This window comes from Rhizobium sp. YJ-22 (assembly GCF_029601685.1).
Taxonomy (GTDB): Bacteria; Pseudomonadota; Alphaproteobacteria; order Rhizobiales; family Rhizobiaceae; genus Metarhizobium.
The window spans coordinates 197,078-209,129 of the sequence record NZ_JARRIR010000008.1 but is presented as its reverse complement, the minus strand read 5'-3'; the positions used below and the strand labels follow the sequence as shown (position 1 = coordinate 209,129).

Annotated in this window: 14 protein-coding genes; 5 read left to right on the top strand and 9 right to left on the bottom strand. The window is 63.4% G+C overall.

The features are described from left to right. The first annotated feature begins 18 nt into the window (after nucleotides 1-18). From P7F60_RS19465 to P7F60_RS19450, 4 genes are all read left to right on the top strand, one after another. Complete coding sequence (locus P7F60_RS19465; RefSeq protein WP_277919343.1) at nucleotides 19-252, top strand: BolA family transcriptional regulator; 234 nt, start codon at nucleotides 19-21, stop codon at nucleotides 250-252. A gap of 97 nt (nucleotides 253-349) precedes the next feature. Next, a complete protein-coding gene (locus tag P7F60_RS19460; RefSeq protein WP_277919342.1) occupies nucleotides 350-907 on the top strand; it encodes a hypothetical protein in 558 nt (185 codons plus the stop codon). Between the two features lie 145 nt (nucleotides 908-1,052). Further along, nucleotides 1,053-1,388, top strand: a complete 336-nt coding sequence (gene grxD / locus P7F60_RS19455) for a Grx4 family monothiol glutaredoxin (protein WP_277919341.1) — start codon at nucleotides 1,053-1,055, stop codon at nucleotides 1,386-1,388. A 129-nt stretch (nucleotides 1,389-1,517) separates the two neighbouring features. Beyond that, nucleotides 1,518-2,723, top strand: coding sequence for a multidrug effflux MFS transporter (locus tag P7F60_RS19450; protein WP_277919498.1), 1,206 nt, complete (start codon nucleotides 1,518-1,520; stop codon nucleotides 2,721-2,723). Nucleotides 2,724-2,789: 66 nt separating this feature from the next. On the opposite strand, the gene P7F60_RS19445 is transcribed toward P7F60_RS19450, so the two are convergent. The 7 genes from P7F60_RS19445 to P7F60_RS19415 form a co-directional block, all read right to left on the bottom strand. Next, nucleotides 2,790-3,611 (bottom strand): inositol monophosphatase, encoded by an 822-nt coding sequence (locus P7F60_RS19445; RefSeq protein WP_277919340.1) that lies wholly within the window; start codon nucleotides 3,609-3,611, stop codon nucleotides 2,790-2,792. Beyond that, on the bottom strand, nucleotides 3,601-4,485 hold the full coding sequence (ttcA, locus tag P7F60_RS19440; RefSeq protein ID WP_277919339.1) for a tRNA 2-thiocytidine(32) synthetase TtcA: 885 nt from the start codon (nucleotides 4,483-4,485) through the stop codon (nucleotides 3,601-3,603). The genes P7F60_RS19445 and ttcA overlap by 11 nt, the downstream gene beginning before the upstream one ends. An 87-nt stretch (nucleotides 4,486-4,572) precedes the next feature. Beyond that, entirely contained in the window at nucleotides 4,573-5,502 is a 930-nt protein-coding gene (locus tag P7F60_RS19435) for a glutaminase (RefSeq protein ID WP_277919338.1), read from the bottom strand. A gap of 90 nt (nucleotides 5,503-5,592) precedes the next feature. Continuing rightward, a complete protein-coding gene (rpsD, locus tag P7F60_RS19430; protein WP_277919337.1) occupies nucleotides 5,593-6,210 on the bottom strand; it encodes a 30S ribosomal protein S4 in 618 nt (205 codons plus the stop codon). A gap of 205 nt (nucleotides 6,211-6,415) precedes the next feature. Then, entirely contained in the window at nucleotides 6,416-7,927 is a 1,512-nt protein-coding gene (locus P7F60_RS19425) for an ATP-binding protein (protein WP_277919336.1), read from the bottom strand. A 94-nt stretch (nucleotides 7,928-8,021) separates the two neighbouring features. Beyond that, nucleotides 8,022-8,393, bottom strand: coding sequence for a GFA family protein (locus P7F60_RS19420; protein ID WP_277919335.1), 372 nt, complete (start codon nucleotides 8,391-8,393; stop codon nucleotides 8,022-8,024). 16 nt (nucleotides 8,394-8,409) lie between these two features. After that, entirely contained in the window at nucleotides 8,410-9,045 is a 636-nt protein-coding gene (locus P7F60_RS19415) for a LysE family translocator (RefSeq protein WP_277919334.1), read from the bottom strand. Nucleotides 9,046-9,226: 181 nt separating this feature from the next. Between P7F60_RS19415 and P7F60_RS19410 the strand changes: the two genes are divergently transcribed. Then, nucleotides 9,227-10,438 carry a GNAT family N-acetyltransferase gene (locus P7F60_RS19410; protein ID WP_277919333.1) on the top strand — a complete coding sequence of 404 codons (1,212 nt, stop codon included), beginning with the start codon at nucleotides 9,227-9,229 and terminating at the stop codon, nucleotides 10,436-10,438. On the opposite strand, the gene murI is transcribed toward P7F60_RS19410, so the two are convergent. Together murI and P7F60_RS19400 are read right to left on the bottom strand one after the other, a co-directional pair. Further along, the gene (gene murI / locus P7F60_RS19405) at nucleotides 10,435-11,250 is read right to left on the bottom strand and encodes a glutamate racemase (protein ID WP_277919332.1); all 816 of its coding nucleotides are present in this window, start codon (nucleotides 11,248-11,250) and stop codon (nucleotides 10,435-10,437) included. The genes P7F60_RS19410 and murI overlap by 4 nt on opposite strands. Next, nucleotides 11,219-12,049: an RNA methyltransferase gene (locus P7F60_RS19400; RefSeq protein ID WP_277919331.1), complete on the bottom strand. Its 831-nt coding sequence runs from the start codon at nucleotides 12,047-12,049 to the stop codon at nucleotides 11,219-11,221. The genes murI and P7F60_RS19400 overlap by 32 nt, the downstream gene beginning before the upstream one ends. Between the last annotated feature and the right edge of the window lie 3 nt (nucleotides 12,050-12,052).

Below are 12,052 nucleotides of genomic sequence, written 5' to 3'. Positions count from 1 at the left end.
GTGGAAGGAGCACGACCCATGCCGATGAAACCCGGAGACATCGAAGACCTCATCAAGGCCGGCATTCCCGGCGCGAAGGTCGTTATCAGGGATCTTGCCGGCGACGGGGACCACTATGCCGCGGAAGTCGTGGCCGAGGCATTTCGCGGCAAGTCGCGCGTGCAGCAGCACCAGATGGTCTACAATGCCTTGGAGGGAAAGATGGGCGGCGTGCTGCATGCGCTCGCCCTGCAGACCAGCGCGCCGGACTGACGGCGCTTTTCGCCCCAAATCCCGGCCCGGCGCCCGTTCGCCGGGCTTTTCTGTATCCGACGGAATTTCAATCCCATTTTTTATCGACGGAGTTTCGATGCGTCGCTTGCCGCTTGTTTCCGGTCTTGCCGTTCTTCTGGCCGCGGCCAGTCTCACCGCGCCGGTGGCGGCGAGCAGCGCCAAATGCCACGCCAACAGATATTTCGCTGTTGCCGAGAAGGAATATGACGAAGGCGCCGGCGCGCAGTTCGCCGTCCGCGCGTTGACCGACCCGAAGACGGCGAAGAATTGCCGCTTCACTCCGTCGAAGAAGGATTTCGTCATTGGCCGCCCCGGCGATCCCCTGTGGTTCGGCGCGCTCGACGGCAAATGGCTGATCCTGACGCGCTCGACCGGGCCGCAGGGCGATCTCGTCGTCTATGATCTTGCCAGCCGCAAGGCGGTGCTCGACGTGCCTTCCGACAGCTACGAGGTGAAGAAGGGCGAGCTCTCCTTCTGGCAGCGCACCGGCGAGGCGACCGCCGCCACCTGCCCCGAATTCGCCGAACATCAGGCAAACGGTCTCGGCTCCGCCATCACGCAGTTGAAGGTGCTCGACCTGCACAGCGGCAAGCTGACCGACAAGGGGCAGCAGCGCTGCGAGGCGACGCAATAAGCAAGCGCCATATCGCAGGCTGGAATTGTTCCAGACTGCGGCAACAAATCCGGCCGAATCGGCTGGAATTCCCTTGCCGTCATTGCTATTTAAAGCGATGCATCAAACAGCGGTCCTTGAAGCCGCGCGTGAAAGGAACAGGCCCATGAGCGGCATCCATGAATTCATCGACAACGAAGTCAAGAGCAACGATGTCGTGCTCTTCATGAAGGGGACGCCGCAGTTCCCGCAATGTGGTTTCTCCGGCCAGGTCGTGCAGATCCTCGATTATCTCGGCGTCGACTACAAGGGCGTCAACGTGCTGGCCGACCAGGAAATCCGCCAGGGCATCAAGGATTACTCCAACTGGCCGACCATTCCGCAGCTCTACGTGAAGGGCGAATTCGTCGGCGGTTGCGATATCATCCGCGAGATGTTCCAGGCCGGCGAATTGCAATCGCATCTGCAGCAGCAGGGCGTTACCGTTCGCGGCGCTGCCTGAGCGTTCGCTCAACGTCATCGGAATTCATTTGCGATCCGTCAAGGCGCTGGTAATAACAGCGCCTTATCATTTTTTAGGATATTCACCGTGACAACTGCTTCGGAAGCGATGCCTGCCCAGTTGAAGGGCATGAGCAAAGTCGAATTCATTGTCCTGATGGCTTTTCTGATGGCGATCAACGCCCTTGCCATCGACATCATGTTGCCGGGCCTGCAGGAGATCGGCGCCAGTCTCGGCGTAGAAAACGAAAATCATCGTCAATATGTCGTCTCCGCCTATCTGATCGGCCTTGGCATCGCGCAACTGCTCTACGGCCCGCTGTCGGACCGTTTCGGCCGCCGTGTGCCGATGCTGGTCGGTATCGTCATCTATGTGATTTCCGCGCTCGTCATCGTGCTGGTGCCGAGTTTCACCGCCCTGCTCGTCCTGCGTTTCATCCAGGGTATCGGCTCGGCGGCGACACGGGTCGTTACAGTTTCCATCGTGCGTGATGCATTTGGCGGCCGGCGCATGGCGGAGGTCATGTCGCTGATCATGATGGTGTTCATGGTGGTGCCGGTCGTGGCGCCCGGCATCGGCCAGACGGTGATGCTGTTCGGTAACTGGCACCTGATCTTCCTGTTCATCGCCGTGATCGCCACTGTCGTCGGCGCCTGGGCTTATCTGCGCCTTCCGGAAACGCTGCATCCGGATGATGTGAGGCCGTTTACCGTCACCTCGATCCTCGGCGGCTTCAAGATCGTGCTCACCAACCGCATCGCCCTCTGTTATACCATTGCCAGCACCTTTATCTTTGGGGCGCTGTTCGGCTTCATCAATTCGGCGCAGCAGATTTATGTCGGCATCTATGAGCTGGGCTCGCTGTTCCCGGTGGCGTTTGCGGCCGTGGCGCTGTTCATGTCGTTGGCCTCGTTCCTGAATGCGCAGCTCGTTGGCCGTGTCGGCATGCGCCGCCTGTCGCATGGGGCGCTGGTCGGCTTCATGGCGGTGACGCTGATGTGGCTGGTCGTGCAGATCAGCATGGCTCACCCGATGCCCTTCATGCTGTTCATCGGCTTTTTCGGCGTCGCCATGTTTCTGTTCGGCTGGATCGGCGCCAACTTCAACTCGCTGGCGATGGAGCCGCTCGGCCATGTCGCCGGCACTGCTTCCTCGGTGCTGGGTTTCCTCAGCACCGTCGGTGGCGCGATTATCGGTGCGCTGATCGGCCAGGCCTTCGACGGTACGGCAACGCCGATGGTGGCCGGCTTCTTCGCCGTCTCGGTCATCGGCTGCATTTTTGTATTAATCGCCGAGCGGGGCCAGCTTTTCCATCCGCACAATCCCAAGATTTGAGCGGAAGCGGCAAAAACAAAACGGGCGCCCATGAGGCGCCCGTTTTGATTCCGAAGGCTTTTCCACTTAGAGCAGGGCGAAGACCTCGCGGCGCAGCGTCTCCCAGCTATCGCGGTCGGAGGCCACCAGCAGGCCGCCGTCGAGATGCTCCGGGCGATAGGGCGACCCGTCGAAACGGGCGACATAAGCACCGGTCTCTTGTGTGATCAGCGCGCCCGCCAGATGGTCCCAGGGCATCAGCTTGTTGTACATCAGGTAATGCAGGTAGCCGGCGGCGAAGGCGCGGTATTCATGGCAAGCGCAGCGATAGCAGCCGACGATGCGCAGCTTGGCCATATTGCCCATGACCTCGGCGCGAATCGGTTTTGGAATGAAGCTGGTCGAGGCCATGCCGACCATGTCGCCGAGCGCCACCGGCGGGGCCGCCTTGAGGCGCACCGCCTCGCCATCCGGCCGCTTCAGCCAGGCGCCAGAACCCTTTTCCGCCATCACCCAGTCGTCCCCCATGGGATCGTAGATGATGCCGGCGACGGCCTCGCCGCGATGGACGACGGAGGCCATCACCCCGAAGGCCGGCACGCCGGCGGCGAAATTGAAGGTGCCGTCGATCGGATCGACGACGATGGCCGTCTCCGCCTCGGCCAGTTTCGGCAGCAGCGCCGGATCGGCGGCGACGCTTTCCTCGCCGATGAACACGACCCCAGGCGCGGTCTCGGCCAGCCGCGCCTTGATGAAGCGTTCGGCGGCCTCGTCGGCTTCGGTCACGAGATCGGTCGCATCCGTCTTGGTGTGGATCTGGCCGGTGCCGAGGCGGCGAAAGCGCGGCAGGATCTCGGCCTTGGCAGCCTCGCGCAGCAGGTCGGCAAGGGCGGAAACGTCAACGGTCATCGGTCATCCTTTCCTGGGCGGTCAGGCCCGCAAAATCGAAGAGTTTTGGATCGAGCAGGTGCGAGGGGTTCACATGCGAGAGCGCCCGCAGCATGGTGTCCTTGCGGCCCGGCATGCGCTTTTCGATATCCGCCAGCATCGCCTTCATGGCGTTGCGCTGCAGGCCGTCCTGCGAGCCGCAGAGATCGCAGGGGATGATCGGGAACTGCATGGCGGCGGCGAACTTCGCCAGATCGTCCTCAGCGGCATAGGCCAGCGGGCGCAGCACCATCAGGTCGCCCTCGTCGTTCAGAAGCTTGGCCGGCATGCCGGCCAGACGGCCGCCATGGAAGAAATTCATGAAGAAGGTTTCGAGGATATCCTCGCGGTGATGGCCGAGCACCAGCGCATCGCAGCCCTCTTCGCGGGCGATGCGATAGAGATTGCCGCGCCGAAGCCGCGAACAGAGCGAGCAATAGGTCGCGCCCTCCGGCACCTTTTCCTTCACGATGGAATAGGTGTCGCGATACTCGATGCGGTGGGCGACGCCGATGCCGGCGAGATAGTCCGGCAGGATATGCTTGGGAAAATTCGGCTGGCCCTGATCGAGATTGCAGGCGATGAGCTCTACCGGCAGCAGCCCGCGCCATTTCAGATCGAGCAGAAGCGCCAGCAGACCATAGCTGTCCTTGCCGCCGGACAGCCCGATCAGCCAACGCTTCTGGCCGTTCAGCATCCCAAAATCTTCAATCGCTTGCCGGACCTGCCTGAGCAGCCGCTTGCGCAGCTTGTTGAAGGAGACCGAGCGCGGCGCATCGGCAAACAGCGGATGCGCGCCGCCGTCCTCGATCTCGGTCGAGGCGGTATCGTCGAGGGATGGCAGGGCGATGTTCATGGCTTTTCCACCGGTTGATGGGCATGGGATGGCAATGCCCGTTTCCCGGCCCGAGTTCAAGGGCGGCAGGAAACTAAACGAGCCTGATTACATATCGAAGACGGACCAGCCGGTGCGGGCCGCCAGCATTTCGAGGGCCGCCGAGCCGAGCAGCGAATTTCCGACCTTGTTCAGCCCCGGCGACCAGACGGCGATGGAGGCGATGCCCGGCGCCACCGCCAGGATGCCGCCGCCGACGCCGCTTTTTCCGGGCAGGCCGACGCGATAGGCGAAATCGCCGGAACCGTCATAATGGCCGCAGGTCAGCATCAGCGCATTGATGCGCCGGGCGCGTTTCGGCGAGACGACGCTGTGGCCGGTCAGCGGATTGGTGCCGCGTGCGGCAAGATAGAGCCCCGCCTTGGCTAGCTGCACGCAATTCATCGACACGGCGCATTGATGGAAATAGACGCCGAGCACATGCTCGACCGGGTGATGCAGGTTGCCGAAAGCGCGCATGAAATTGGCGAGCGCGAAATTGCGGTAGCCGGTCGACGTCTCCGAGCGCGCCACCGATTCGTCGATGCTGATCGTCTCGTCATCGGCGACGTAACGCACGAATTGCAGCAATTCGCCGATGGCCTCGCGCGGCTGGTGGCCCGACAGCACGACATCGCTGACGGCGATGGCGCCGGCATTGATGAAGGGATTGCGCGGGATACCGTGCTCGTGTTCGAGCTGGACGATGGAGTTGAAGGCCGAGCCGGAGGGTTCGCGCCCCACCCGGTTCCACAGCTGCTCGCCGACCTTGCCAAGCGCCAGCGTCAGCATGAAGACCTTGGAGATGCTCTGGATGGAAAATTGCGTTCCGGCATCGCCCGCGATGTTGATGTCGCCATCCGTGGTGACGATGGCAAGGCCAAGCTGTTTCGGGTCCACCTTGGCAAGTTGGGGGATATAGTCGGCGACGGCGCCCTCGCCCAGCCGCGGCAGCAAAGCTGCATGTATATCGTCAACGATGGCCTGCAAGTCGGCCATAATTGCCTCTCGCCCCCGGGAAATCACCTCAAGAAAAAGGCCGCTCTGGGGAGCGGCCTTGTCCATCTTTCGATCCGTCCCGCGTTAAAATTAACGCGAGTAGAATTCGACGACCAGATGCGGTTCCATGACGACGGCGTAGGGCACATCCGAGAGAGCCGGTACGCGGGCGAAAGTGGCAACCATCTTGTTGTGGTCGACTTCGATGTAGTCCGGAACGTCACGCTCGGCCAGAGCAACCGATTCCAGAACGGAAACGAGCTGCTTGGACTTCTGACGAACTTCGATCACGTCGCCCGGCTTGCAACGGTAGGAACCGATGTTGACGCGGACGCCGTTGACCGTGACGTGGCCATGGTTGATGAACTGACGGGATGCGAAAACCGTCGGAACGAACTTGGCGCGATAGACGATGGCGTCCAGACGCGATTCGAGCAGACCGATCAGGTTTTCCGAAGTGTCGCCCTTGCGGCGGTTGGCTTCTTCGTAGGTGGCGCGGAACTGCTTTTCACGCAGGTCGCCATAGTAGCCCTTCAGCTTCTGCTTGGCGCGGAGCTGAACGCCGAAGTCCGAGAGCTTGCCCTTGCGGCGCTGGCCATGCTGGCCCGGGCCATATTCGCGGCGGTTGACCGGAGACTTCGGGCGACCCCAGATGTTTTCGCCCATGCGGCGGTCGATTTTGTACTTCGATGCAGCGCGCTTGCTCATCGCATTTCCTTTCTTGTTTCTTATGCGGAGGAAAACCCCCGGCTTTAAGGAAACACGCCCTCCTTTGAGCCATCTCAGGCTCCGACAGGTTTCTCACATCAGCGAACGGAGAAGCCACGGGACATGCCAAATAAAACACCGGATATCGCTATCCGGTGCTGGGCCGGTCTTTATGGGGCGGAGCCCGAAAAGTCAAGACCGGATATTACTCTGCCGCCAACGGGTTTTCGCCATCCGGCGCATTGGCATCGCCCGGCGCCGTTTCTGCGCCGATCTCGGGAAAGGCGACGATGCGCTTGCCGGAAAAATCGGTGTGGACGACGATGGCGCCCTGCTCCTCGAAATAGCCGAGCAGCCGGCGGGCGCGGCGGGCGGAATGCGTGCCATAGGCGCGGGCGAGACGGGCATCCGAGGGGCAAGGCTCGGCCTTGATCGCCGATTTGGCGAGCACGAGGAACACGCCCTGCAGGTCGTCCGAGACCCGGTCGGACAGATCCAATGCCTGCCGCCACTGTTCGGAGGCGGCGGTCTCCTCGTCGATATCGGCGCGGGTGACGGCGACGCGGCGGCGGAATTGTTGCAGCGTCATCGGCGAGCCGACGATGCGGCGCATGCGGGCGCGCACCAGAAAGTCCTGATAGAGGACCGAATTGGTGCGGAAAGCGGATTCGGGATCGCCCAAAATTTCCGAGAGAACGGCGGTGATGCGCTCCTCGCGCTCCTCCTCGCTCATGTCAGGCGCGGACGGCTTGTTGTCCTGCACGGGGGTGGCGAGCGCCGGCGGCGTGCGGGAAAGCTCGGCGAGGATATCCGTGGTCGGTCGCGGTGCGGGTGTGGCGCGGCGCGGCGGCGGGCGGTTGAACTCTTCCGGGTCGGGTGTGAAGATCAGGTCTTCGACATCGGCCGGCGCTTCCGGCATCGGCATCAGCTTGGGGCTGGAGGAGCGCGCCGAGGTTTCCACCGCGCCGATGACGATGGGAAGCGGCCGGCGCGACAGGGCCGGACCGAGTGCTACGAAATTGCCGCGCTTCAGGTCGCGGAACATTTCCGCCTGCCGCCGGTCCATTCCGAGCAGGTCGGCGGCGCGCGCCATGTCGATATCGAGGAAGGTGCGGCCCATCAGGAAGTTGGAGGCTTCGGCGGCGACGTTCTTGGCGAGCTTGGCGAGGCGCTGCGTGGCGATGACGCCGGCGAGCCCGCGCTTTCGCCCACGGCACATCAGGTTGGTCATCGCGCCCAGCGACATTTTGCGCGCGTCGTCGGAGACTTCGCCGGCGGCAGCCGGGGCGAACATCTGGGCTTCGTCGACGACGACCAGCACCGGGAACCAGAAATCGCGGTCGGCATCGAACAGCGCATTGAGGAAGATGGAAGCTGCGCGCATCTGCTGGTCGATTTCAAGCCCCTCCAGCGTCAATACGCAGGAGACGCGGTGCTGGCGGATGCGGGTGGCGATGCCGATCAGCTCCGCCTCGCTGCGCTCGCCATCAACGACGACATGGCCGAACTTGTCCGACAGCGTGACGAAATCCCCTTCGGGATCGATCACCACCTGCTGCACCCATTGCGCCGATTGCTCCAGCAGCCGGCGCAGCAGATGCGACTTGCCGGAGCCGGAATTGCCCTGAACCAGAAGGCGGGTCGCCAGCAGCTCCTCTATGTCCAGCCTGGCGGCGCTGCCACCGGAAGCCACGCCCATATCGATGCCGACCTGCACTTCGTTTCCTTTCCGAGGATCTGTCCCGCCGTGTCGATAGCAGAAAGCGGGCGCGGTTTCGCCCGGAGATGATGGAAATGCACAGGCTTTGCGATCACCAGAGATTGCGGCCGTCGATGACCGTATGCGGCCACTCCTCGGCGTCGAAATGATCGAGCAGGCGCGCATTGACGGCGATGCGGCGGGTTTTTCCGTCCCATGTGCCGTCCGGCTGGAAATCCGGGCTGTCGCTATAGGTGGCGCAGCCGCAGGTGCCGCAGAAATGATGGGCGACCATCTTCGTCTGCCAACGATAGACCCGGTCGGTTTCCGGATGCGTATGCACCCGGACGCTTTTCGGATCGTAATAGGCGAAGAGGTGGCCGCGCTTGGAGCAGAGCGTGCAGGTGCAGCGTGTCAACGCCTGCGGCACGTCGCCATGGATCTCGAAGGTGGTTTCGCCGCAATGGCAACGTCCGGTCAGCATGGTTCATCCTCCTTGTTCAAGCCGCAGCCGCGCGCTTCCAGCCGAAGGCGAGCAGCCCTGCCCCGATCATCAGCGTGCCGCCGGTGCGGTTGACGGCGCGTTGCACGGCGGGCCGGCGGATGGTCTTGCGGGCCATGGAGGCCATCAGGGCGTAGGTCGCTGCATTCAGCGTTGCCAGAATTAGGAAGGTGGTTTCGAAGATCATCATCTGCGGCAAGAGCGGCCGGGCGAGATCGAGGAATTGCGGCAGGAAGGCCACGAAAAAGAGAATGCTCTTCGGATTGAGCGCGGTGACGACATAGGTGTGCAGGAAGATGCGCAGCGGCCGCTCCACCGGCGCTTCCTCTTCCGCGACCGTGCGGTCGGCGACGGGTGCGCGCCACAGTTTTACGCCGAGATAGATCAGATAGGCCGCGCCGATCCACTTCAGTACCGTGAACAAGGCAGCTGAGGCCGCAAGCAGCGCGCCGAGGCCGAGCATCGAGGCGGTCATGGCGGTGAAATCGCCGAGCGCGACGCCGGCGACCGTGGCGGAAGCGGATTTTCGCCCATGGCCGAGCGCATAGGAAATGACGAGCAGGATGGTCGGGCCGGGTATGGCAAGCAGCACGGCGGAGGCGGCGACGAAGGCAATCCAGTGTTCGAACGACATGAGTCCGGCCTCCCTTTTATGACGAAGCAAGCCACCAAAGACGACGCTTTGCAAGCGCCGATCGCAGCGGGGCGCGTTAACCGAGAATCGCGCCGGACGGGGCAATTTACGGGTAAACATTGGCGCCGCTTCGCGCCGGCGTGGTATTCCTCCCCGGTCGGCACTATCGGGGATCGGGAATTTGCAGAGGGAACGCTATAGCGCTACGCTTCATGACTGGGCGGGCTGGCACGCGCGGCAGCAAAGCGGCCGCTTTCGCCGCACCGCGTTCCAGCATCCGGCGTTCCTCGCCAGTTTCTATCGCGAAAAACCCGGCCATTGCGAGGAGATCGTCGTCAGCCTGTTCGATCACCGGCTGCAGCGCGTGGTTATGGCGCTGCCGCTGGTCATGCACCGGCAGGCGGGCTTGCGGCGCATCGAGGCGGCGGATCTGGGGCTGGCGGATTATGTCGCGCCGCTGGTGGCCGAGGATCTCAGCGACGATCCCGCGGAAGCCGATGCGATGTGGGCGGCGATCCTGAAGGCCTTGCCGCAGGCCGATGTCGTCAGCTTCAAGAAGATGCCGCCGGAGATCCGGCCGGGCACGCCCAACCCGCTGGCGCGCCTCCCCGGCGCGCTCGACATGGGTATCCATACGCAGGTCTTCGCCCTCACCGACGACGATGGCGACCGCCCCTACCGGCGCACCGGCTATTACAAGGAGGGGCAGCGGCATTTGCGGCGGCTGACGGCTGCGCATGACGATGTGCGGTTTCATATCGCAGCGACGGTGCCGGAGGCGAACCGGCAGTTCGATGCGCTGATCGCCCAGCGCGCAACACGCGCCGTCGACCTTGGCCGCGACGACCCGTTGCTGCTGGCGCATGTGCAGCGCTTCTATCGCGGTCTGTTTGCGGACGGGATCGCGAATGGCGACGTGATGTTCGGGGCGTTGTATGCGGGCGGCGAATGCATCGCCACCGATCTCGGGCTGGTCGATGGTGATACCCATCACGGCGTGCTGACCTCGATGACCAGCGGCACGATGCGGCGGTTTTCGCCGGGCACGGTCGCGCATGTGCTGATGCTGGACGCATGTGCGGAGCGGGGCCTCAGCCAATACGATCTCGGCGTCGGCGAATTCGCCTACAAGAAGCGGCTGAATGCGCGGGCCGTGCCGCTCTACGAGCGCCATGAGGCGCTGTCGTTGCGCGGTCGTCTCGGCCTTGCGGAGGCTTCCATCCGCCGGCGCGTCAGGTTCGGGGTGCAGGCCTACCCTACTCTGCGGGCGCCGGTGCAACGGCTGCGCACCCAGCTCAAGGCGATGCGCTACAGGACCGTGGCGACCATGACGATCGTGTTCGATAATCCCGTCGTGCAGGGCGCGACCTATTCGACGCTCAGCGCGTTTTAAGAGACTTTCAGGCCAAAACCGTTCATCAGACGCCGCGTGGCGAAATCCGGATTGCCGCTGGTGAAGCGGGCGATATCGTCCTCGGCCGGATGCAGCGTATCGATGGCGAGCGGCAGCAAGCTGCGGGCGCGGCGCGCGATGGCTTCGGCCGGATCCAGCCAGTCGACCGGCCAGGGCGCCAGCCGGCGGAAGACATTGGCCATGAACGGATAATGGGTGCAGGCCAGCACGACGATATCGGTGCGCAAGCCGTCCTTGTCGACGAAGCATTGCGCGATTTCCGACATCACCGCCTCGTCGGAGATCGGCTCGCCGCGAATATAGGCCTCGGCCATGCGCGCCAGGTTTTCCGAGCCGACCAGCCGCACATGGCATTGCGAGGCGAAGGACTGGATGAGATCGCGCGTATAGGCGCGGCGCACCGTGCCGGGCGTCGCCAGAACAGAAACGAGGCCGGTGCGGGTGCGTTCCGCCGCCGGCTTGATCGCCGGCACGGTGCCGACGAAGGTCATGTGCGGAAAGGCCGAGCGCAGGTCGGCGCCGACCAGCGTGAAAGCGGTGTTGCAGGCGATGACGCAGAGCACCGGATCGTGCTCACGCAGCAATTCGCCGAACAGGCGGATGACGCGCTCCTTCAGCGCCTGCTCGTCCCAGCCGCCATAGGGAAAACCGGCATCGTCGGCGATATAGAGAAAGCGTCGGTCGGGCATCAGCACCCGCGCCTCGCGCAGGACGGTGAGGCCGCCAATGCCGGAATCGAAGACGAGAACGGGCTTCAGGTCATTCGTCTGCGGCTCGGTCGTCGTCGCCATTCTGTACCTCTGTCTTGTGCGCTGCGCCGCGCGGCGAGAGCCTGGAAAAACGGTCGAGCGATGAAATCACGCCCCGGAGAATATGAATTTCCGGCGCGGTGAAGGCGCGCCGGGAAAGGACTGCGCGTAAGTTGTCCATCATTTTCGGCTTTTTGGCGACCGGGCGGAAATAGCCGCGCGCATCCAGCGCTTCCTCGATGTGATCGAACAGGCCGAACAGTTCGTCCTTGGTCGCCATGCGCTGCTCGTTCGGCTGGAAGGGCACCTCCTCCAGGTCATCCATGCCGGATTTCATCCATTCATAGGACATCAGCAGCACGGCCTGGGCGATGTTCAGCGAGGCGAAGGCGGGATTGACCGGGAAGGTAACGATCTCGTCGGCCAGCGCCACTTCCTCGTTCGACAGGCCCCAGCGCTCGCGCCCGAAAAGGATGCCGACCGCCTCGCCTGCCCGCTCCCGCTGGCGCAGGGTCATGGCGGCAGCGACCGGCGAGCGCACCGGCTTGAAGCCGTCGCGCTGGCGCGCCGTCGTCGCATAGACGAAATTGAGGTCGGCGATCGCCTCTTCCAGCGTGTCGAAAACCTTTGTTGCGTCGATGACGTGATCGGCCTTGGAGGCGGCAGCGCGCGCCTTCTCGCTCGGCCAGCCGTCGCGCGGATTGACCAGGCGCAATTCCGAGAGGCCGAAATTGGCCATGGCGCGGGCGACCATGCCGATATTCTCGCCGAGTTGCGGTTCGACCAGCACGATGGCCGGCCCGCCGGTCAGAAGAACGCGTTCGCTGTTGGTGCCTGCCATCGA